Origin of the sequence: Pararhizobium qamdonense, from assembly GCF_029277445.1 — a bacterium.
Classification (GTDB): Bacteria; Pseudomonadota; Alphaproteobacteria; order Rhizobiales; family Rhizobiaceae; genus Pararhizobium; species Pararhizobium qamdonense.
In genome coordinates this window covers 74126-94969 of record NZ_CP119566.1, presented here as the reverse complement: position 1 = coordinate 94969, position 20844 = coordinate 74126, and the positions used below count along the sequence as shown (strand labels likewise).

At 60.8% G+C, this 20844-nt stretch carries 21 protein-coding genes and 1 tRNA gene; 9 read left to right on the top strand and 13 right to left on the bottom strand.

The window, feature by feature from the left end; genetic code table 11:
• Positions 1–86: 86 nt before the first annotated feature.
• A complete protein-coding gene (locus PYR65_RS00495) occupies positions 87–341 on the top strand; it encodes a DUF6894 family protein (RefSeq protein ID WP_328518496.1) in 255 nt (84 codons plus the stop codon).
• Between the two features lie 63 nt (positions 342–404).
• Here PYR65_RS00495 and PYR65_RS00490 read toward each other — a convergent pair whose 3' ends face one another.
• Positions 405–1184 carry an SDR family oxidoreductase gene (locus PYR65_RS00490; RefSeq protein WP_276119484.1) on the bottom strand — a complete coding sequence of 260 codons (780 nt, stop codon included), beginning with the start codon at positions 1182–1184 and terminating at the stop codon, positions 405–407.
• Positions 1185–1422: 238 nt separating this feature from the next.
• On the opposite strand from PYR65_RS00490, the gene PYR65_RS00485 reads away from it, so the two are divergent.
• Together PYR65_RS00485 and PYR65_RS00480 are read left to right on the top strand one after the other, a co-directional pair.
• On the top strand, positions 1423–1677 hold the full coding sequence (locus PYR65_RS00485) for a type II toxin-antitoxin system Phd/YefM family antitoxin (RefSeq protein ID WP_276119483.1): 255 nt from the start codon (positions 1423–1425) through the stop codon (positions 1675–1677).
• A complete protein-coding gene (locus tag PYR65_RS00480) occupies positions 1674–2099 on the top strand; it encodes a hypothetical protein (protein ID WP_276119482.1) in 426 nt (141 codons plus the stop codon). Before PYR65_RS00485 ends, PYR65_RS00480 begins: the two co-directional genes overlap by 4 nt.
• Before the next feature lie 87 nt (positions 2100–2186).
• Here the strand turns inward: PYR65_RS00480 and PYR65_RS00475 are convergent.
• Both PYR65_RS00475 and PYR65_RS00470 read right to left on the bottom strand, forming a co-directional pair.
• Positions 2187–2262 (bottom strand) — tRNA-Ala (locus PYR65_RS00475).
• Between the two features lie 203 nt (positions 2263–2465).
• Positions 2466–2855: a TIGR02300 family protein gene (locus tag PYR65_RS00470; RefSeq protein WP_060638155.1), complete on the bottom strand. Its 390-nt coding sequence runs from the start codon at positions 2853–2855 to the stop codon at positions 2466–2468.
• A 310-nt stretch (positions 2856–3165) separates the two neighbouring features.
• On the opposite strand from PYR65_RS00470, the gene cmk reads away from it, so the two are divergent.
• Together cmk and rpsA are read left to right on the top strand one after the other, a co-directional pair.
• Complete coding sequence (cmk, locus tag PYR65_RS00465; protein ID WP_276119481.1) at positions 3166–3816, top strand: (d)CMP kinase; 651 nt, start codon at positions 3166–3168, stop codon at positions 3814–3816.
• 153 nt (positions 3817–3969) lie between these two features.
• Entirely contained in the window at positions 3970–5673 is a 1704-nt protein-coding gene (rpsA, locus tag PYR65_RS00460) for a 30S ribosomal protein S1 (protein WP_060637935.1), read from the top strand.
• A 92-nt stretch (positions 5674–5765) separates the two neighbouring features.
• Here the strand turns inward: rpsA and PYR65_RS00455 are convergent, their stop codons facing one another.
• Positions 5766–7619 (bottom strand): hypothetical protein, encoded by a 1854-nt coding sequence (locus PYR65_RS00455; RefSeq protein WP_276119480.1) that lies wholly within the window; start codon positions 7617–7619, stop codon positions 5766–5768.
• A gap of 358 nt (positions 7620–7977) precedes the next feature.
• On the opposite strand from PYR65_RS00455, the gene PYR65_RS00450 reads away from it, so the two are divergent.
• Both PYR65_RS00450 and PYR65_RS00445 read left to right on the top strand, forming a co-directional pair.
• On the top strand, positions 7978–9360 hold the full coding sequence (locus PYR65_RS00450; protein WP_276119479.1) for a nicotinate phosphoribosyltransferase: 1383 nt from the start codon (positions 7978–7980) through the stop codon (positions 9358–9360).
• A 72-nt stretch (positions 9361–9432) separates the two neighbouring features.
• A complete protein-coding gene (locus PYR65_RS00445) occupies positions 9433–9768 on the top strand; it encodes a DUF6665 family protein (RefSeq protein WP_276119478.1) in 336 nt (111 codons plus the stop codon).
• Here PYR65_RS00445 and PYR65_RS00440 read toward each other — a convergent pair whose 3' ends face one another.
• Both PYR65_RS00440 and PYR65_RS00435 read right to left on the bottom strand, forming a co-directional pair.
• Positions 9769–11133 carry a hypothetical protein gene (locus PYR65_RS00440; protein ID WP_276119477.1) on the bottom strand — a complete coding sequence of 455 codons (1365 nt, stop codon included), beginning with the start codon at positions 11131–11133 and terminating at the stop codon, positions 9769–9771.
• A 100-nt stretch (positions 11134–11233) separates the two neighbouring features.
• On the bottom strand, positions 11234–11860 hold the full coding sequence (locus tag PYR65_RS00435) for a ribonuclease D (RefSeq protein WP_060637940.1): 627 nt from the start codon (positions 11858–11860) through the stop codon (positions 11234–11236).
• A 140-nt stretch (positions 11861–12000) separates the two neighbouring features.
• Between PYR65_RS00435 and PYR65_RS00430 the strand changes: the two genes are divergently transcribed.
• On the top strand, positions 12001–12315 hold the full coding sequence (locus tag PYR65_RS00430; RefSeq protein ID WP_060637941.1) for a hypothetical protein: 315 nt from the start codon (positions 12001–12003) through the stop codon (positions 12313–12315).
• 126 nt (positions 12316–12441) lie between these two features.
• Positions 12442–13473 carry a hydroxyacid dehydrogenase gene (locus tag PYR65_RS00425; RefSeq protein WP_276119476.1) on the top strand — a complete coding sequence of 344 codons (1032 nt, stop codon included), beginning with the start codon at positions 12442–12444 and terminating at the stop codon, positions 13471–13473.
• A 264-nt stretch (positions 13474–13737) separates the two neighbouring features.
• On the opposite strand, the gene PYR65_RS00420 is transcribed toward PYR65_RS00425, so the two are convergent.
• The 7 genes from PYR65_RS00420 to yghU form a co-directional block, all read right to left on the bottom strand.
• Positions 13738–13920: a hypothetical protein gene (locus tag PYR65_RS00420; RefSeq protein WP_156383136.1), complete on the bottom strand. Its 183-nt coding sequence runs from the start codon at positions 13918–13920 to the stop codon at positions 13738–13740.
• A 173-nt stretch (positions 13921–14093) separates the two neighbouring features.
• Positions 14094–14282, bottom strand: a complete 189-nt coding sequence (locus PYR65_RS00415; protein WP_276119475.1) for a hypothetical protein — start codon at positions 14280–14282, stop codon at positions 14094–14096.
• A gap of 166 nt (positions 14283–14448) precedes the next feature.
• Positions 14449–16590, bottom strand: coding sequence for a methylmalonyl-CoA mutase (gene scpA / locus PYR65_RS00410; protein WP_276119474.1), 2142 nt, complete (start codon positions 16588–16590; stop codon positions 14449–14451).
• Positions 16591–16884: 294 nt separating this feature from the next.
• Positions 16885–18888 carry an acetyl-CoA carboxylase biotin carboxylase subunit gene (locus PYR65_RS00405; protein ID WP_276119473.1) on the bottom strand — a complete coding sequence of 668 codons (2004 nt, stop codon included), beginning with the start codon at positions 18886–18888 and terminating at the stop codon, positions 16885–16887.
• Positions 18889–18904: 16 nt separating this feature from the next.
• The gene (locus PYR65_RS00400; RefSeq protein ID WP_276119472.1) at positions 18905–19315 is read right to left on the bottom strand and encodes a hypothetical protein; all 411 of its coding nucleotides are present in this window, start codon (positions 19313–19315) and stop codon (positions 18905–18907) included.
• 4 nt (positions 19316–19319) lie between these two features.
• Positions 19320–19697, bottom strand: coding sequence for a hypothetical protein (locus tag PYR65_RS00395; RefSeq protein WP_060637947.1), 378 nt, complete (start codon positions 19695–19697; stop codon positions 19320–19322).
• 10 nt (positions 19698–19707) lie between these two features.
• The gene (gene yghU, locus PYR65_RS00390) at positions 19708–20628 is read right to left on the bottom strand and encodes a glutathione-dependent disulfide-bond oxidoreductase (protein ID WP_276119471.1); all 921 of its coding nucleotides are present in this window, start codon (positions 20626–20628) and stop codon (positions 19708–19710) included.
• Between the last annotated feature and the right edge of the window lie 216 nt (positions 20629–20844).

Below are 20844 nucleotides of genomic sequence, written 5' to 3'. Positions count from 1 at the left end.
ACATTGACACATGAATGACGAATCCTGTTGATTTCAGGAACTATTTTCGTCCCGGTGAATTCCTGACCGTTCATGGGGATGCAAATATGATGAGCCGATACTTTTTCGATCTGCACAATGGTGACGGCGCAACCCGCGACGAACAGGGGTTGGAATTGTCAACACGCGCTAGCGTCACAAGGGAGGTCACCCGAATTCTGCTGGATGTCGTCCAGGACGAGATCGGCGATCAGCCAAACGGTGCGGTCTCCGTCGTGGTTCGCGATGACAAGGGCAGGGCTGTTTCTATGGCCAATCTGACCTTCAGCAATTCGTGGTTTGAGGCTGAGACGGCCGAATAGGGCATCTTCCCGCTTGCCATGCATCTGCCGCGCGGCGATGCAGCGTCTGAGCAAAACAGGCCGCTATAACATCGCCCGGCTGAGACCGCCGTCGATCGGAAGCGCTACGCCGGTGATGTAACCGGCCTGCCGGCTGGCGAGAAAAGCTGCCGCCGCCCCGAACTCGGCCGGAGTGCCATAGCGTCCAACCGGAATATCCGACTGGCTGCGCGCTGCAACCGTCTCGATGCTCAATCCCTCGCTCGCCGCATCCATCCGGTCAAAGCTCAGCGTCCTGTCCGTCGCCAGCCGCCCCGGCAGAAGCATGTTGACGGTCACGCCTTCGGCTGCCACTTCGCCCGCCAGCGTCTTCAGCCAGCCGGCAACGGCGCTGCGCAGCGCGTTGGAGGCGGTCAGGCCTGCAATAGGCTCGCGGATGCTGGTGGAGGCCACGGCCAAGATGCGCCCAAAGCCGTTTTGCCGCATCGCGGGCAGCAAACGGTCGGTGATGCGCATGCCGGCCAGCACCATCGTATCGAATTGCGCACGCCAAAACGCCGGATCGATCTGCGCCGCCAGGCTCGGCGGCGGCCCGCCACCGTTCAAAACGAGAATATCGATATCTCCGAAATCGGCGCGGAGCCGGTCCAGAAACGGATCGATAGAATCAGGATTGCTCAGATCAAGCGCCAGCCCGCAAGCCGAGTGCCCAATCTCTCTCGCACTCGCCGCTGTCCTCTCCTGATCCCGCCCCGTCAAGGCAACAACAACCCCCTCCGCCGCCAACGCCTCAGCAATCCCGCGCCCCAGTCCCTTGCTGCCACCAAGAACGAGTGCCCGCTTGCCGTTGATGCCGAGATCCATGATGTGCTCCTTTGCTCAAGAGCCCGTTGGACCCCGCGCACGGTTCATAGTCAAGAGGGATCGGTGCTAAGGAGAAGCGGGCTAGAATGGCGTTTTTTTGGTCTTAAAAAGCTGTGGCTGCTTCTTATGAGAAGCTAACTAATTGTCCTCTGTTAAGTGCGTCGCCACAAGGCTTTAAAGCGCTAGACAAAATACGCAAATTACGTATTTTAAGAAAAGTATGAGTAGGAAGTGAAGCATGGCGCATATTTTAAAAGTTTCGGCCACCGATTTCTCACGTGGCTTCGGGAAATATCGCGACGAGGTTCATAGCGCTGGTGTCATCGAGATTACTTCGCACGATCGCGTTGTCGGGGCCTATATCAGTCCGAAAGAACTTGAGCATTTCCGACGCCTCAAGCAGCGCGAACGGCAGGCGTTCCACGTGAGTGAAGTCGATGACGATCTTCTGTCCGCGATCGAGAATGCTGAGTACGGTGAAGTGTCTGAGTGAATTATCCTGTCCCGTCGCAGGGTCTGGTGATCCGGTACAATTATCTCTGGCGCAAGGATTATGCCAACGGACTGTCTGATAGTGGAAAAGACAGACCCTGCGCGATTGTGATGTACGCGTCAAAGAAAGGCCAAGCTGCCGTTGTCCCCATAACCCACACTCCTCCGGAGTTGGGTGAAGACGACCTCTCCATTAAAATTCCCCCGCAAATCTGTGCTGAGATTGGGCTTGATCAGGACGATAATTGGGTACGGGTGAGCGAACTCAACGTCTTTGATTGGCCTGGCGATCACCTCCGCACTCTTCCCAACAATCCCCTGCGGTTCGATTACGGGATGATCCCAAAGGAATTCTTCGAAACAATTCGGGATCGTATTGTGGCGCTGATCAAAGAGAGCCGGGTAACCCAGACGAAACGTTGATCGGGTAAGCAGACGCATCTACCCGCAAACTTACGCATCTTCCACACTTCGCGTGAACAAAAGCCATCGAACATAGGTGTAAAAATTTGGTGGAGCTAAGCGGGATCGAACCGCTGACCTCTTGCATGCCATGCAAGCGCTCTCCCAGCTGAGCTATAGCCCCATTTTGGGTCCGGCTAGGCCGGTTCCGGGAAGGCCGTCCGAACTGTTTGTCCGGTCGGTTGGCGGCTTCATACTTCTGCTTTTTGAAGATGGCAAGCCGAAAAAGACAAAGGGCCAAGTTTTTATTGTGTGAGCCCGGAGCCTTGCGTCCGCAGGAGGAATGAAAACCCCGCGCGGACGCCAATTCTTTGAATTTTGAGAGGTTTAGACCTCGTCGTCGTCGTCCGAGACGCCGATCAGGTCGGACAGGCCGTCCTCGTCGTCTTCGTCGGCTTCGAGGAATGTGTCGTCGTCATCGCCTTCGATTTCGACGTCGTCATCGCCGAGATCCGGAATGTCGTCGCCGCCGGCTGCTTCGCTGTCGGCATCCTCCAGCGAGACCAGTTCAACTTCGGGGTTCTCGGTATCGACTTCCTGAACCTCGTCCTCTTCAGCGGCCTTTTCCATTACCTTGGCAACGGATGTTTCCTCGAAGAAGGAGAGCGGATAGGATTTTCCGGTATAGGGAGAAACGATCGGATCCTTGTTCAGGTCGTAGAATTTACGGCCCGTTTCCGGATCGACGCGTTTGGTTCCAAGTTCCGCTTTTGCCACGGTCAAAGCCTCTTGAATGGCCGGGATTACCGGCATTTGCCGGAATACCGGCGTTGAACATGAAATGAATTAGCCGGTCCCCATAATCGTCTTGGCCGCGTCTGTCAAAGATTAACTTGCCCAAGTGCCCGCTGCGCTTTTCTTTGGCAGGGAGGATGACCATTCTGCAACTTGGTGTTACGCAGCATTCAAAGTCGCGGATAGCGGGCGGGGTATTCCGCAAAAACGCTTGCCGTGGAGAACGATACTGTGAGATTCCAGGGGTGCCGGGCGGCGCGCCAGGACGACCACATCCATTTCAGGTAGGACAATGACTTTCATCATCGCCATCGACGGGCCTGCGGCTGCGGGCAAGGGCACCTTGTCGCGCCGGATCGCCGAGGAATATGGCTTCCATCATCTCGATACCGGGCTGACCTACCGCGCCACGGCCAAGGCGCTGCTGGATGCCGGCCTGCCCCTGGACGACGAGAGGGTTGCCGAACAGATGGCCCGCGATGTCGAGCTTTCCGGCCTCGATCGCGGCGTGCTGGCGGCCCATTCGATCGGCGAGGCCGCCTCCAAGATCGCAGTCATGCCACTGGTGCGCCAGGCGCTTGTCGAGACGCAGCGCGCCTTTTCGCGTCGCGAGCCGGGCACGGTGCTGGATGGCCGCGATATCGGCACCGTCGTCTGCCCGCAGGCGCCGGTGAAACTTTATGTGACGGCGTCGGCCGAAGTGCGGGCGCGCCGCCGGTTCGACGAGATCGTCGGCAACGGCATTCCCGCCGATTTTCTGGAGATCCTGGCCGATATCGTCAAGCGTGACGAACGCGATATGGGACGGGCCGACAGCCCGCTGCGCCCGGCGTCCGATGCGCACTTGCTAGATACGTCCGAAATGAGTATAGAGGCCGCATTCTTGACGGCGAAGACATTTGTCGATGCCGCATGGAAGCATTCAGCAGGTTCGGAAAACTGAACAGCGGTTTTCCGGTCACGCCTGCGCCAAAAGAAGTTCGAACCACCATCCCCGCGCCGGATTTGCTCCTTCATGATTGGAGCGGATGGTTTTTGGACCTGTCAACGCTAACCCCCGGCGCCTGTGCCCCATGAAGGCACATCAGGAGTATTCATGTCTCAAGCTAACCCCACCCGCGACGATTTTGCCGCGTTGCTGCAGGAATCCTTTGCCACCCAGGATCTTGCCGAAGGCTACGTCACCAAGGGTATTGTAACGGCCATCGAGAAGGACGTCGCGATCGTTGACGTCGGCCTCAAGGTCGAAGGCCGCATCGCTCTGAAGGAATTCGGCGCGAAGGCCAAGGACGGCACGCTGAAGGTCGGCGATGAAGTCGAAGTTTACGTCGAGCGCATCGAAAATGCGATGGGCGAAGCCGTTCTGTCGCGCGAGAAGGCTCGCCGCGAAGAGAGCTGGGTCCGCCTCGAAGTCAAGTTCGAAGCCGGCGAACGCGTCGAAGGCGTCATCTTCAACCAGGTCAAGGGTGGTTTCACCGTCGATCTGGATGGTGCCGTTGCCTTCCTGCCGCGCTCGCAGGTCGACATCCGTCCGATCCGCGACGTTACCCCGCTGATGCACAACCCGCAGCCCTTCGAAATCCTCAAGATGGACAAGCGCCGCGGCAACATCGTGGTTTCGCGCCGTACGGTTCTGGAAGAATCGCGTGCTGAACAGCGTTCGGAAATCGTGCAGAACCTCGAAGAAGGCCAGGTTGTTGACGGCGTCGTCAAGAACATCACCGATTACGGTGCGTTCGTTGATCTCGGCGGCATTGACGGCCTGCTGCACGTCACCGACATGGCATGGCGCCGCGTCAACCATCCGTCGGAAATCCTGAACATCGGCCAGCAGGTCAAGGTTCAGATCATCCGCATCAACCAGGAAACCCACCGCATCTCGCTCGGCATGAAGCAGCTCGAGTCGGATCCTTGGGATGGCATCGGTGCCAAGTACCCGGTCGGCAAGAAGATCTCCGGTACCGTCACCAACATCACCGATTACGGTGCGTTCGTAGAGCTGGAGCCGGGCATCGAAGGCCTGATCCACATCTCCGAAATGTCCTGGACCAAGAAGAACGTACATCCCGGCAAGATCCTGTCCACGACGCAGGAAGTCGACGTTGTCGTTCTCGAAGTCGATCCGACCAAGCGCCGCATCTCGCTCGGCCTCAAGCAGACGCTCGAGAATCCGTGGCAGGCATTCGCGCACAGCCATCCGGCTGGCACGGAAGTTGAAGGCGAAGTCAAGAACAAGACCGAATTCGGCCTGTTCATTGGCCTCGACGGCGACGTTGACGGCATGGTGCATCTCTCCGACCTCGACTGGAACCGTCCGGGCGAACAGGTCATCGAAGAGTTCAACAAGGGCGACATGGTCAAGGCCGTCGTTCTGGATGTGGACGTCGAAAAGGAACGCATCTCGCTCGGCATCAAGCAGCTCGGCAAGGACGCAGTCGGCGACGCTGCTGCTTCCGGCGACCTGCGCAAGAACGCCGTTGTTTCGTGCGAAGTCCTCGCCGTCAACGACGGTGGCATCGAAGTGAAGCTCGTCAACCACGAAGACCTCACCTCGTTCATCCGCCGTGCCGATCTGTCGCGTGACCGCGACGAACAGCGTCCGGAGCGTTTCTCCGTTGGTCAGGTTGTCGACGCCCGCGTCACCAACTTCTCCAAGAAGGACCGCAAGGTCATGCTGTCGATCAAGGCTCTGGAAATCGCTGAAGAGAAGGAAGCCGTCGCACAGTTCGGTTCGTCCGACTCGGGCGCTTCGCTCGGCGACATCCTGGGCGCAGCCCTGAAGAACCGCGGCGGCGAATAAGCCTCTGCAGTCCGAATAAAAAAGCCCGCGGAAAGCAATTTCCGCGGGCTTTTTCATGGCCTGGTCCAAAGGCTGGAGCGGCGCGTAGCCGCTCAGCCATAGCCGCCCATGCGGCGGTAGAGGTCATAGGCGTCTGCCGTCTCGTCGTCCACGTCCTCAGTGATCGCCTGCGGCGCGGCCCCGGTCTGGTCTTCCGGCTCGCCGCGCTCTTCGCTGTGTTCGCCTTCATCCGCGCTGTCTTGCCCGGAAAAGGCGGGCTGCTCCTCTTCCTCGATCTCCACGGTCCGAGACGCCTGCGTCTTTGCCGGCAGATAGGGGATCATCGCGAAGGGGATTGCATCTCTGACGAGCCCGGCATCGGGCAGCCGCATGGCCTGGGCTTCCCGTGCACTTTCGTCCATAGAAGCTGAATGCAGCCGCACCTGGCGGCCTGCCGCTTTCTCCTCAGGTCCATCGAGCACTGCGCTCCAAGCCTCGGATTCCAGCGCAAGCGGCTCGGTTTGATCGCCTGTATCGCCTGTCAGCACAGATGTGTCCGGCAGCGCCCCGTCGATGTCAGCGGCTTCCAGTTGCGCAAACAGGATTTCAGCACTCATATCCGCCGTGTCGCCTGCCATAAGGGCAAACAGCGTCCCGGTTTTGTCCGGCGTGGCGCCAGGCAGCGGCAGGCTGGCTTCCACCAGCGCTTTCAGCGTCTGCGCAAGGCTCTTTTCCGGGTGGTCCATCTCGGTTTCGGAGAAAGACGACGGCATCTCATCGGCGCTGGCAATGGAGGGATCCTGGAGATCGATCTCTCGCTCGCCGGGATCAAGAACCGTGCCGCCATCGGCCTCGGTTCTCTCACCTTCAGCGGCAGAACTTGCGCCCGGCACTGCCTGATCGGCTGTGTCCGGCCGGGCTTGCGCCGTGCCGAATTCATCACCCTCGGTCTGCGCCTGCGCCCCCGCCGCACCGGAAGAGCGCCCCGGCTGCGTGGACATTTCCTTCGGTTCCATAAGGTCGAGCCCCAGTTCTTCCACCAGTTCCGCCTTCAACTCAGCATCCATGCCGGATGTGATCGTGGCGACTTGGGAAAGAGCCTCCGGATCATCAGCCAGAAAGGCGGCAGCGGCGCGCAGCAGCGGGATCGTGTCGGAATTCGCCTTGGCCGTTTGTTGCGGCTGCCCGCTGGTGGCGGCCGTGCCGTTCCCGCTTGCCGTCTGGCCCTTCGGCGGGGATTGCTCGGCACGCGCCGCTGTTGCCGCGCTGTCCCCGTCGATGCTCTCTTCAAAGGCAATGACTGCGGAAGCCGTATCGTCACCACCAAACGCCTTCTTCAGCGCGGCTTGCAGCAGCCCGGGGTCAGCAATAAGAGCCGGATTCGGCACAATCATCTGCGGGATGTTCGCCAGTGCCTGACGGCTCGGCACGGGTACCTGCGCCTGGCCCTGCTGCACGGTTGCAGCCGGCAATGGCCTGCCATCCGGCAGCGTGCTGCCGGCGCGGGGAACCGTGGGCGCCACAACCGGCCTGTCGAGCGGGCGCGACATATCGCTGAGCGAGGGCATCTTCAGCACTTCGGCGAGGATCTTGATGGAGATCGCCAGATTGTGCTGCCCCAGCTGCTTTTCCAGCGCCACCCGCGTTGCCGGAGGCAGTGTTTCCAGAAAGACAGCCAGCCGCTTGGTGAAATCGCGCAATGTCTCCTGCGGCAAAGGTGGAAATTTCAGGATTTTCGCCAGCGTGTCGAGCAGGCGGATCAAGGCATCCTTCGGCAAGGGCTCGGTTCCCAGCAGATGCCGGTTCAAGGTCTCAAGGATTTTCAAAACCGCTTCCGACTGGGTTCCGGAGATCCGGCCGGGGATCGCGACGATCGGCGCGCGCTCCCGCGAAGGGGCGGCTTCGACGGCTGATGCTCCTTGTGCCGCCGCAATCGGCGCCTTGACTGAGAGAATGGGCATCAGCATCGCAATCTCCGTCCTGTTCGCGTGGCGGCTTTGCAGCCATATCTGTCCCGGCAGGCAGCCTAAAGGCCTGAAGTCACCAGGCACAGTCGAGGGATGATGGCGCTTCATGCGCAAGCCCGGCGGCGCGTTCACGGGCCATACTGGACTGCGGCTGCGGCGTGCAACCGAAGTTGCCGGGCTTTGTATTCCCCATCTTAAGGTGGAATGATTGACAGAATATTAACCATGACGCGGGCTGATTGCCGCGACTGGCAGGCCGCCCGTTGGCCCTTGCCGCCTCTTGGCGGCTCGCGTACATCTTGGCCCTGCGCCGCCGCAGTTCGCGGCGCTGCTTGGAATTGCTTTCGGGGGGAATGCGATGAACCTGACCAACCTGATCCTCAACACCGACAGCTACAAGTTCAGCCATTTCCTGCAATATCCGCCCGGCACGAAAGGTATCTGCGCCTATATCGAGACGCGCGGGCATCCGGATCAGGCCGACGTCGTGTTCTTCGGCCTGCAGATGTTCCTGAAGGAGTATCTCGGCAAGCCGGTGACATCCGCCGATGTCGATGAGGCCGAAGCAGTTGTCGTCGCCCATGGCCTGCCGTTCAATCGCGCCGGCTGGATGCGCATCGTCGATCATTTCGGCGGCTACCTGCCGCTCGAGATCCAGGCTCTGCCGGAGGGAACGCTTTTGCGCCGTGGCGTGCCGATGGTGCAGATCCTCAATACCGATCCGGAGAGCTTCTGGCTCACCTCCTATATCGAAACCGCACTCCTGCGCGCCGTCTGGTATCCGTCCTCGGTCGCCAGCAATGCCCGCAAGATCAAGCAGATCATCCGGCCGGTTCTGGAAAAAACCTGCGACGATCCGGAAGCAGCCCTGCCGTTCCGCCTGCACGATTTTGGCGCCCGTGGCGTCGGCGCTCTCGAACAGGCCGGTCTTGGCGGAGCAGCCCATCTCGTCAATTTCATGGGCACGGATACCGTGACAGGCGTTCTCTATGCGCGGCGTTACTATGGCGCCGAAATGGCCGGGTTCTCGATCCCCGCCTCCGAACATTCGACCATGACCGCCTGGGGCGTGGAGCGGGAAGCGGAAGCCTATTCCAACATGATCGATCGCTTTGCCGGCGGCGGCATGTTCGCCGTGGTGTCGGATAGCTACGACATCAATTACGCCGTCTCGGAAATCTGGGGCGAGCAGCTGCGCGAAAAGGTGAGGGCAAGCGGCGGTACGGTGGTCATCCGGCCCGATAGCGGCGATCCGATCGAGACGCCGGTGCATGTGATCAAGCAGCTCGACTATCATTTCGGCTCGTCGCTGAATGGCAAGGGCTACAAGGTGCTCGACAAATCCGTCCGGGTGATCCAGGGCGACGGCATTTCCACCGCCGATATCAGCCAGATCCTCGGCCGGCTGGAAGCCTTCGGCTTTTCGGCGGAAAATATCGCCTTCGGCATGGGCGGCGCGCTGTTGCAGAAGGTCAATCGCGATACCTATTCCTTCGCCATGAAAACCAATGCGCGGCTCGACGAGACCGGCACATGGCATGACGTTTTCAAGCGCCCAGCCACCATGAACGTCAAGGCCTCCAAGGCAGGACGCCAGGCCGTCGTCAACGGTCTCGGCGGCCTTGAGGCTGTACGGCTCGATGAGCTCAAGGACCGCCAGAATCATCTCGAAACCGTTTGGCGGAATGGCGATCTGCGGCGGGATTGGCGTTTTGAGGAAATCCGCGCCCGCGCGAAATAGGATAAAATAAGATATTGCCTGGGCGGCGATCCCGCCCCATCTTTGGCTCTGGTCTATCGTGGAGCCTGCAAGATGACGGTTCGTCCGCCGCAATCGCTGTCGCCATCCTTGAGCCGGGATACCGGCCTCAACCTGCTCGAATACGAGCTGATGTCGGAGCGGGCCGATGCGCTTGGCCGCCATGGATTGAAGGTGGAAAGAGCGATTGCCGCCTTGAGCGTGCTGAGCGATCCCGCAACCACGCCGGAGCGGCGCGAGCAATTGCTGGATGATGCCGCAGATGTCGTCTGGGCCTTCTTCATCCAGCGCGAAATCTGCGGCCTGCGCTCAAACCGCGATGCCGTCCAGCGCTATGGTATCCCGAAAGAAGTGATGGCTCGCCTTGGCATCGTCAGGCGCAAAACCTGATCAGGCAGTCCGTGTCGCTTCGGCCTGGCGCTTCAGAATTTCGTAAATGCCGTTTTCGTCCAGGCTGACCGGCAGGATGCCGCTTGCCTGCCCGTCCTCGCCCCCTGGCGTTCCGGCATCTCCGGGGCCCGCGCGGGCGAGGGTAACGGCCGCTTCTGCCTCGTCCTTGGCCTCGTCGGACGTTTCCGTCGATCCGGCTTCCGGGCCGGCCGCGTCGGCCTTGCCTGCCGCGCTGTTGCTGGCAGCGGCACTTTCTGCCTCGTCTTGAATTTCCGCCATTTCGGCGCCGGCGGCCAAGGTCAAAAGCAGGTCGCCGGATGTGACAATTTCTGCAACAGGCTTGCCGTCAACGGCCGGCGTGCCCGTGTTTCCGGGAGCGTTGAGCAGGGCGTCGTTGACCTTTTCGATCGTCTCCTGAACGTCCTTGACGTCCTCCAGCTTTTCGCCGGCTTCCAGCTTGCGAATGTCCTCTTCGCGCTCTTGCCGCGTTTCTGCGGTCTCGACGCGGGTCGGGTCCGGCTGCTGCGTTCGCGCCAGCTTCAATTCTTCGATGGATTTCGGATCGGCGATGTCTTCCAGCCGCTGGATCGCAATCTGGGCATCCTGCGCCGAGGTGCCGTTTGAGCGTGCGTCATCGTCAAGGACTTCCTGGATGATTTTCGCCTGGGTTCCAGAGGGGCGCTTGATCGCATCCACCATCTGGGCGGCTGTAATGCCGAGATCGCGCAGGCCGGTCTTGGTTTCCAGTTCCTCGATGCTGGCAGGCATCGATTTACGTGCACTCGCCATCGTCTCGCCGATGCGCTTGCTGTAAACTATGTCCTCTTCGCCTTCGTTCTGCGTCAAGCCATATTGGGTCACAAAACGCGCCGCCATCTTGGCCATGTCGGTCGCCTCTTCGGCGGTACCGTTCAGAACGGCATCGATGTCATCGACGGAGACGCGGAAACGGGCCAGCGTGATTTCCTGTGCGCCGCCGGGAATGGGCGAAACGATGGGAAGATTGGCTTCCTTCTTGCCGATCATCTGAACCAGCGTCAGCGAATCCTCGACGCGGGTGCCGAAATCCAGATCGGTCTCATCCTTGCCGCGCTCTACCCCCAAAACGTTCAAAAAGCGCGAGATCAACTGCGCCATCGGATTGTCGTCGCTCTTTAAGGCGCCGAAGAAATGGGCGTTGACCTTGTCGTTCAGCGCCGCATGGCTCTTGCTGGCGGACATGCGCGCCTTGAGGATGTCGTCCTCTTTGGTGTCCTTGCGCGCCTTCTTTTCGTCTTCAATACGCTTTTCGTCCGCCTGGTCGATCATCGACTGCATCAGCGTGGTGGAAACTGTTCCGGCACTCGCCTGGAGGGGGGTGATCATGGCTGCTCCGCGCGATCTGCAACGTGGGATAAAGCTGACAGTAAAGGGCAACCTTTAATGCTTGATTAACCTCGTTTGGCGATCACGCAATTCCGCGGCATCAGCTATGCGCGAATATATCCGTTTCGTCCCAGCCCAGAAGGTCGAGCTTGGAGCGGGTGGGCAGAAAGGCAAAGCAGGCGTCGGCATGTTCGGCGCGGCCATCGCGGATCAGCCGCGCCGTCAGCTTGTCGCGCAGCGCATGCAGATAAAGCACGTCGGACGCAGCATATTCGAGCTGCGCCTGCGAGAGTTTATCGGCGGCCCAGTCGGACGACTGTTGATGCTTGGAAATATCAACCTCGAGCATTTCCTTCAGATTGTCCTTCAGCCCATGCCGGTCGGTATAGGTGCGTGTCAGCCGCGAGGCGATCTTGGTGCAGAACACCGGCGCCGCCGTGACCCCAAAGGTTTGAAACAGCACGGCAATGTCGAAACGGCCGAAATGGAAAATCTTCTGCCGGGCCGGGTCTTCCAGCATGGCGGTGAGGTTGGGTGCCTGCGTCTGGCCCTTGGCGATCCGGATTACGTCGGCGGTGCCGTCGCCCGGCGAAAGCTGCACGAGGCAGAGCCGGTCGCGGCGCGGAATAAGGCCGAGCGTTTCGGTGTCGATGGCAATCGCCCCCTTGTAGCGGGCGGCGTCTTCAACTGAAATGTCGCCTTCGTGAAGCCGTATTGTATTTGCCATGGAAAACCCCACATCAGCCGGGAAAATGCCGCGCTCTCGTTCAAGTCGTTGGGCTATAGCGCAAGTTCACCGGAAACGATACCGTCTCCTTGACGCCCGGGGGAGAGTGGTGACCCTGTCGGGCAGGCTTGGAGCTTGAGATGTTGATCCCGAAGGCTGTTCTTTTTTCCATGGCTTTGATCGTGTCCGTACATCCTGCCGCAGCAGGCTCGGTGTCTCCCGAACCCCTGCAGTTTGCCCAGGTTTTCAGTGATCTTCCGGGCGTGACGACGCAGGAGCAGGCTGAAGATGCCAAGCGCCTGAAATGCGAGCAGGTGCTGGTCAAGCGCCACATCACGAGCCTCGACCCGGTCTATGATACCGTCAATTCCTGCCGCCGCGGCGACGGCCCTGCCTTCCGGTCGATGCGCCTTCCCCCATCGATCGAACGCCAGCTGCGCGGCTTCAATTACTGAGTGCCCGACTATCGATGGGCTGACTATGGATAGGGCAACCGGGCGCCTTGCAAATCGCAATATGATCAATACAACGTTTTGGCATGAGGAGTGCCGGGCTTTCTGCCCGGCCAGGGAGACGACATCATGCCTGAAACGCAACGGCCGCTCGCCATCTGCGCACCGGAACCGCGCACGCTCGATCTGATCTTCACCCCGCCTGCGCTGGCGCTGTTGACGGCAAGATACCGGATCGTCGAGGCGGATCCGGATGATATTGCCGGGCTTGGCGATGCGGTCCTGGGCGAGGCGCGCTACATTATCGGCCAGCCGCCACTCACCGCCGAAACATTGGCGCGCATGCCGAACCTTCGCTGCATTCTCAATGTCGAAAGCAATCTCATCAACAACATGCCCTATGAAATCCTGTTTGCCCGCGGCATCCATGTGGTCACGACAGGGCAGGTGTTTGCCGAGCCGGTGGCCGAGATGGGGCTTGCCATGGCGTTGAACATTGCCCGCGGCATCGTCGATGCGGATGTGGATTTTCGCAATGGCCGAGAGCTTTGGGGCGGCGAGGGCAATGCCAGGGCGCGGCTGCTCTCCGGCGCCGATGTCGGCATTATCGGGTTCGGCGATCTCGGCAAGGCGCTGAACCGCGTGCTCTCCGGTTTCCGCACCCAGACCCGCGTCTACGATCCCTGGATGCCGCCCTCGATCCTCATCGACAACGGCGTTGTGCCATCGAGCCTTAAGGATGTGCTGACAAAGAGCGACTTCATCTTCGTCGTGGCGGCCGTCACCAGCGAGAACCAGCATTTCCTCGGCGCCGAAGCCTTTGCCAGCATGCGGCTGGGCGCTGCCTTCATCCTGCTCAGCCGCGCCAATGTCGTCGATTTCGACGCGCTGATGGCGGCGGTCGCCAGCGGCCATATCGTTGCTGCGAGCGATGTCTATCCCGATGAGCCGCTGCCGCTCGATCATCCCGTCCGCAGCCTCAAGGGTTTCCTGCGCTCCGCCCATCGGGCCGGCGCGCTCGACAGTGCCTTCAAGAAGATGGGCGACATGGTGCTGGAGGACATGGACCTCATGGACCGCAACCTGCCGCCGATGCGCTGCAAACGGGCCGAACGCGAGACGGTGTCGCGCATGCGCTCCAAGCCCGTCAGCGTCAACTGACACCGGCGTCAAGCAGCCGCCACAGAGATGTTCACCTGATTGGACCTGCGCAACGCACGAACGGGTCAGCGGTTGCCGTCCCCATCCAGTCTATCGTTGTCTCCAAGTCGGCGGGCTTCCCTTGAATATATCCGGTCAAAAACAGTTTAAAGCTTTCAGCCGGATGGGGAAAATTCGCGTTTGCCGGATTGATTTCAAAGACAAACTTTCGCCGTCAATCCCCTGCGAACTGGCAGCAGCATCCGAGCGAGAAACGGCGTTGGTCTACTCGCCGCTGACCCGGCGCATCGCCGCCAGGATCGAGCCCTTGGTGCCATGGCCGGTCTTGTAGAGGCCGAGCATGACGGTGGCGACGTCGCGGCCGTCATCGCTGTCCACTTCCGTGCGGGTATGCTCGCACCATTCTTCCAGCGCGCCGCACACCACTTCAATTTCACTCTGATTCAAGGCCATGTCCGATAGAAACGACATCGCTCCACCCTATCGTTCGAAACACACCCATTTCGACCGGTAGTGTAACGCCTCAAAGAGCGATGGCAATTGCCAGATCTAGGGGTCCTAAGCCGGAGAACGACCGGCCGGACAGTGCCACTGCCGATCAAGCTCCAGCGTCGTTCCGGTCATTCCGCCCTGACTGCGGAGGCTTCGACCAGCGAGGCGGCGATAGCCATGGCAAGGAGCTTGCCCTTGGCCCTCACCGTGCCGCTGTCAAAGTCGCGCGCCGACAAGGCAAGGTCCATGCCCTCGCGCATCAGAATTTGTTGTGCCCTGTAAACTGCCCAGTTTTCGACGTCGTCACGCTTCTGCATCGCGCTGCCCCCCGGCTAAATCATTTAGCGTTGTCGTTCTGCTCTCAATCCGGCCTGAACGCAGGCACATGAGGCGAATCACCCGAGCACGCAGACAGAATGCGGCATTTCCGCAAAATCGGAAGCACAACTTTTCAGCGATGAAAAATTATGGCGAATTCACCCCTCACGCGTTGCGCAGTCGGCCTTCCAAGAGGTCAAGAACCGCCCTTCCGGCCTCCATGACATTGGTGCCGGGGCCAAAGACTGCGGCGACGCCGTGGTCGAGCAGGAACTGGTAATCCTGGCGCGGTACGACGCCGCCGACCACGACGATGATATCCGCAGCACCCTTGGCTTTCAGCGCCTCGATCAGCTGCGGCGCCAGCGTCTTGTGACCCGCAGCAAGCGACGACATGCCGATGACATGCACCCTGGCACTGACAGCCATATCGGCGGCTTCTTCCGGCGTCTGAAACAGCGGGCCAGCTAGCACATCGAAGCCGATATCGCCAAAAGCCGAGGCGATGATCTTGGCGCCGCGATCGTGGCCGTCCTGGCCGAGCTTGGCGACCATGATCTTCGGCTTGCGGCCAGTCGTCTGCGAAAAGCCGGACAGCCGGGCCGACAGCACTGCCAGTTCCGGCTCGTCCTTGTAGGCATCACCATAGATATCGCTGACGACTTCAGGAACGGCGGTGTGATCGCCGAAGACGATGCGCAGCGCATCGGAGATTTCGCCAACGGTGGCACGGGCGCGGGCAGCGGTGACGGCCGCTTCTAGGATGTTGCCATCACCGGTGCGGGCAATCTGCGTCAACGCTTCCAGCGCTGCCTGAACCGCGGCGCTGTCGCGGCGTCTGCGCGTCTCTTCGATGCGCCTGATCTGGGCGGTGCGCACCGCAGCATTGTCGATATCCAGAATGTCGAGATCGTCCTCGGTCTCCAGCCGGTATTTGTTGACGCCGACGATGACCTCTTCGCCCTTGTCGACGGCGGCCTGGCGGCGGGTGGCCGCCTGTTCGATCAACCGCTTGGGCAAGCCGTCGGCCACCGCCTTGGTCATGCCGCCCAGCGCCTCGACCTCTTCCATCAGCGCCCAGGCCTTGTCAGCAAGCTCGGCCGTCAGGCTCTCGACATAATATGAGCCGGCTAATGGATCGACAACCTTGGTGACGCCGGTCTCGTGCTGCAGGATCAACTGGGTGTTGCGGGCAATGCGCGAGGAGAATTCGGTAGGCAGCGCAATGGCTTCATCGAAGGAGTTGGTGTGCAGAGACTGGGTGCCGCCGAGCACCGCCGACATCGCCTCGAATGCAGTGCGGATAATGTTGTTATAGGGGTCCTGTTCCTGCAGGGAGACACCCGATGTCTGGCAATGGGTGCGCAGCATCAGCGAGGACTGTTTCTTGGGATGAAAGCCTTCCATGATGCGGGTCCAGAGCAGCCGGGCCGCGCGCAGCTTGGCGGCTTCCATGAAGAAATTCATGCCGATGGCAAAGAAGAACGACAGGCGGCCGGCGAATTCATCGACACTCAACCCCTTGGCGATGGCAGCACGGACATATTCGCGGCCATCGGCCAGTGTGAAGGCCAGTTCCTGCACCAGCGTCGCCCCTGCCTCCTGCATGTGATAGCCAGAAATCGAGATTGAGTTGAACTTCGGCATTTCGCGGGCGGTATAGTCGATGATATCGGCAACGATCCGCATCGAGGGTTCGGGCGGATAGATATAGGTGTTGCGAACCATGAACTCCTTGAGAATGTCGTTCTGGATCGTGCCCGATAATTGCGCACGCGGCACACCCTGCTCCTCGCCCGCCACGATGAAGGAGGCCAGGATCGGGACGACGGCGCCGTTCATGGTCATCGAGACGGAGATTTTTTCCAGCGGTATGCCGTCGAACAGGATCTTCATGTCCTCGACCGAATCGATCGCCACGCCGGCCTTGCCGACATCGCCCTCGACGCGCGGATGATCCGAATCATAACCGCGATGGGTGGCCAGGTCGAAGGCGACGGAAACGCCCTGCTGGCCGCTCGCCAGCGCCTTGCGGTAAAAGGCATTTGAGGCTTCGGCGGTGGAAAAGCCGGCATATTGCCGGATGGTCCAGGGCCGCCCGGCATACATGGTGGCGCGCGGGCCGCGGGTGAAGGGGGACAGCCCCGGCAGCGAGCCGAGATGACCAGCGGCTTCAAGATCGGCCTCGGTATAGAGCGGCTTGACGGCAATGCCCTCCGGCGTCTGCCAGGTGAGCGTCTCGGGCGGGGATTTCAGCTCGCGTTCGGCAAGGGTTGCCCAGTCGGCGAGGGGGTGTTTATCGGACATGGCTCTGCATCCCTTTATTCGTCAACATGCGGCGGTTGGCCATCTGCGATCGAGAGCGCGTTTTTTGCTTTCTAAGGAGCGTCGAAACATTGTCCTCCCCCCTCACCAACAAAATCTAAGACTTAGCTAAAGCTAAGATCTTGATTTTGTATCCTCTCCCGCAAGGGGAGAGGTAGAACCCCGAGCTTTCCCATCGTACCTCTCCGCTGCGGGAGAGGAAGCAATTTCAACATTTTAGCTTCAACGAAGTGTCAGAAATTGCAGGTGAGGGGCTCACTTCTTCCCAGGCAAGCACTACTCGAACTCCATGATCAGCTCATCCACCGCAAGGCTGGTGCCGGCGGAAACCGCGACACGCTTGACGATGCCACGGCGTTCGGCGCGTAGAATGTTTTCCATTTTCATCGCTTCCACCGTCGCCAGCGCCTGGCCGGCTTCGACGGTTTCGCCCGAAACAACCGTAACGGCGGTGATGACGCCGGGCATGGGGCAGAGCAGCATCTTCGACGTATCCGGCGGCAGCTTGACCGGCATCAGCCGGGCAAGTTCAGCGACGCGCGGGCTGCGCACATGGGCGGTGATATCGATGCCGCGCCAGCGCAGGCGGATGCCGGTGCCGACGCGATCGATCTTCACGCCCATCGCGGTCCCGCCGATATGAAAGGTGGCGTGGCTGCGGCCGGGCGTCCAGCTGCCGGAGGCAGCAAGGACGGTGCCATCGGACAGCCGGATCATGGGGCCGTCCGCTGACGTGCCGAGCGACACCGCATGTTCCTGGCCGGCAAACGTGACGACCCAATCCTTGCCGATCACCCGGCGATGATTGCCGATCGTGCCGGAAATCTGCACGGCGCGGTCCTGCAACGCCTGATGCACCAGCGTGGCGACCGCTGCGAGCCTGGCTGCCGAGGCCGCATCGGGCTCGACACCGTGGAAACCATCGGGGAATTCCTCGGCGATGAAGGCGGTGGTGATATGCCCTGAGCGGAACCGGTCGTGCTGCATGACGGCCGAGAGGAACGGCAGGTTATGGCCGATGCCCTCGACCTCGAAATCGTCAAGTGCGGCACTCATCGCATCGATGGCGGTCACTCTGTCCGGAGCCCAGGTGCAGAGCTTGGCGACCATTGGGTCGTAATACATCGAGATTTCGCCGCCCTCGAACACGCCGGTATCGTTGCGCACGATGGTGCCGGCGGGGGTCGTGCCTTCGGCGGGCGGCCGGTAGCGGGAGAGGCGGCCGATCGAGGGCAGGAAATTGCGGTAGGGATCCTCCGCATAAAGCCGGCTTTCGATCGCCCAGCCGTTGAGCTTTATATCGTCCTGGCCAAAGGCCAGCTTTTCGCCCGAGGCGACGCGGATCATCTGCTCGACCAGATCGATGCCGGTGATCAGCTCGGTGACGGGATGTTCGACCTGCAGGCGGGTGTTCATCTCAAGGAAATAGAAGTTTCTGCTGCCATCGACGATGAATTCGACGGTGCCGGCCGAATGATAGCCGACTGCCTTCGACAGGGCGACGGCCTGTTCACCCATGGCGCGGCGGGTCTTTTCGTCGAGGAACGGCGAGGGGGCCTCCTCGATGACCTTCTGGTTGCGCCGCTGGATCGAGCATTCGCGCTCGCCGAGATAGAGCACGGTGCCATGGGTGTCGCCGAGCACCTGGATTTCGATATGGCGCGGCTGGGTGACGAATTTCTCGATGAAAATGCGGTCGTCGCCGAAGGAATTCTTCGCCTCGTTCTTCGAGGACTGGAAACCCTCGCGGGCTTCCGCATCGTTCCAGGCGATGCGCATGCCCTTGCCGCCGCCGCCGGCCGAGGCCTTGATCATCACGGGATAGCCGATCGACGCCGAGATCGTCACGGCCTCATCGGCATCGGCAATCAGGCCCATATGGCCAGGCACGGTGGAAACGCCGGCGTCGGCCGCCAGCTTCTTCGACGTGATCTTGTCGCCCATCGCCTGAATGGCGCCAACAGGCGGGCCGATGAAGGCAATGCCTTCCTTCTCCAGGGCTTGCGCAAACGCAGCATTTTCCGACAGGAAGCCGTAGCCCGGATGCACCGCGTCCGCCCCGGTCTTGCGGATCGCCTCAAGGATCCTGTCGATGACGATATAGGACTGGCTGGATGGCGCCGGACCAATATGGACGGCCTCGTCGGCTTGTCTCACATGCAGCGCCTCGGCATCGGCATCGGAATAGACGGCGACGGTGGCGATGCCCATTTTCCGGGCGGTCTTGATCACCCGGCAGGCGATCTCGCCGCGATTGGCGATGAGGATTTTCTGGATCATGGATGGCTGCCCTCGCTCATTCCGCAGTTTTCCGGGTGCCGCGCGCAGCGCCTGCATCCGTCTTCTCGTCCTCGAACGCCTGCGGGAAATTCTTGCGGGCGAGCGGCTCGTTGAACTTCAGGAGCGCCTCGTAGGAGGCCGGATCGAAGCCACGTTCGGCCGGAAGCAATTCGCGGCCGAACAGGCGGCAGAGCCGCTCGCCGTCGAGATTGCCGCGCTGGAACGGCGCCGTGCCGAAATACTGCCACAGCGCCTGCACGAAGCCGATATCGGCAAGTGCCACCGATTGATCCATGGTCCGGTGCCGCGGCCAGGCGGTCAGCGGCGTGACCTTGGAATTGGCCCGGCGCAGGGTGAACTGCCACTGGGTTCCGAGCAGGCCGGCGGGAAAGCCGCGATGCTTGGGCATTTCGGGGGTCTTGGCCATGGTCTCAGATTTCCATCACGTCTTCGAAGGCTTCCGGGAAACTCTTGCGCGCCACCTTTTCATTGATGCGCAGCAGGGCTTCATAGGAGGTGGGATCGAACGGCTCTGCCGCCGGCACGACCTCGCGGCCGAACAGAAGGTTGAGCCGTCCGGCGTCGAGATTGCCGCGCTCGAACGGCTCTGCGCCGAAATGGTGCCAGAGCGCATGCAAAAAGGCGGCATCGACCTTCTGTTCGATCGAGTTCGGGCGGGCAAGGCGCTGCAGCACCTTGAGCGGCGTCACGCCCTTCTCGTTTGCCCGGCGGATGGTGAAATGATGGCCATGGCCCGGCAAGCCGGAGGGAAAACCCCTGTGTTTCGTCATCTCGGGCCGTTTGGCCATCTTGGTCTCCTTACGCCTTGGCCGCGCCGTTCGGCGCGATCTTGTCCTGCGTCTTCGTCTCGAAGTCGGAGGCGTCGTGGCGCTCATGCAGCTGTTCTGATGGGTCGCCGTTCAGGCGGTTGACCATGCGGCCGCGCTTGACCGCCGGGCGGGCGGCGATCTCGGCCGTCCAGCGCTGCACATGCGTGTAGCTCTGCACATCGAGGAAGGTGCCGGCATCGCCATAGGCCTGGCCGAGCGCCAGATTGCCGTACCAGGGCCATGTCGCCATGTCGGCGATGGTATAGTCAGAGCCCGCGAGGAACTGATTGTCTGCGAGATGCCGGTCGAGCACGTCGAGCTGGCGCTTCACTTCCATGGCATAACGGTCGATGGCATATTTGATATGGATCGGCGCATAGGCATAGAAATGGCCAAAACCGCCGCCGAGGAACGGCGCCGAGCCCATCTGCCAGAACAGCCAGTTGAAGGTCTCGGTGCGGGCGCGAAGCTCCGTCGGCAGGAAGGCGCCGAACTTTTCAGCGAGATAGAGCAGGATCGAAGCGGATTCGAACACGCGCACCGGCTCGCCGCCGCCCTTCGGGCCGTGGTCCATCAGTGCCGGGATTTTCGAGTTCGGGTTGACGTCGACAAAGCCTGAACCGAACTGGTCGCCATCGCCGATCCGGATCGGCCAGGCGTCGTATTCGGCATCGGTGTGACCCGCTTCCAACAGCTCTTCCAGCATGATCGTGACCTTGACGCCGTTCGGCGTCGCCAGCGAATAGAGCTGCAGCGGATGCTTGCCGGTCGGCAGCGGCTTGTCCTGCGTTGCTCCGGCGATCGGCCGATTGATATTGGCGAATGCGCCGCCATTGCCCTTGTCCCATGTCCAGACTTTGGGAACTTCGTAACCGGCGGGAAAATTATCGGCGGGGTTTTTTTCGGTCATGGGTTTTGGGTCCTTGATAGCGGGGATGTGCGCGAGAGGAGAGCACAAAAGGGATATGGGAAGCCAGCCAGGGGTTTCGCTAGCACTGATCGTCACTTTTCTCCCAAGGCGTCATTTTCTTCTCTGTCATCTTCGGGCTTGACCCGAGGATCCATGCCCGGCATTGCGGCGGAGTGTGTGGCTGTGGATCCTCGGGTCAAGCCCGAGGATGACGGC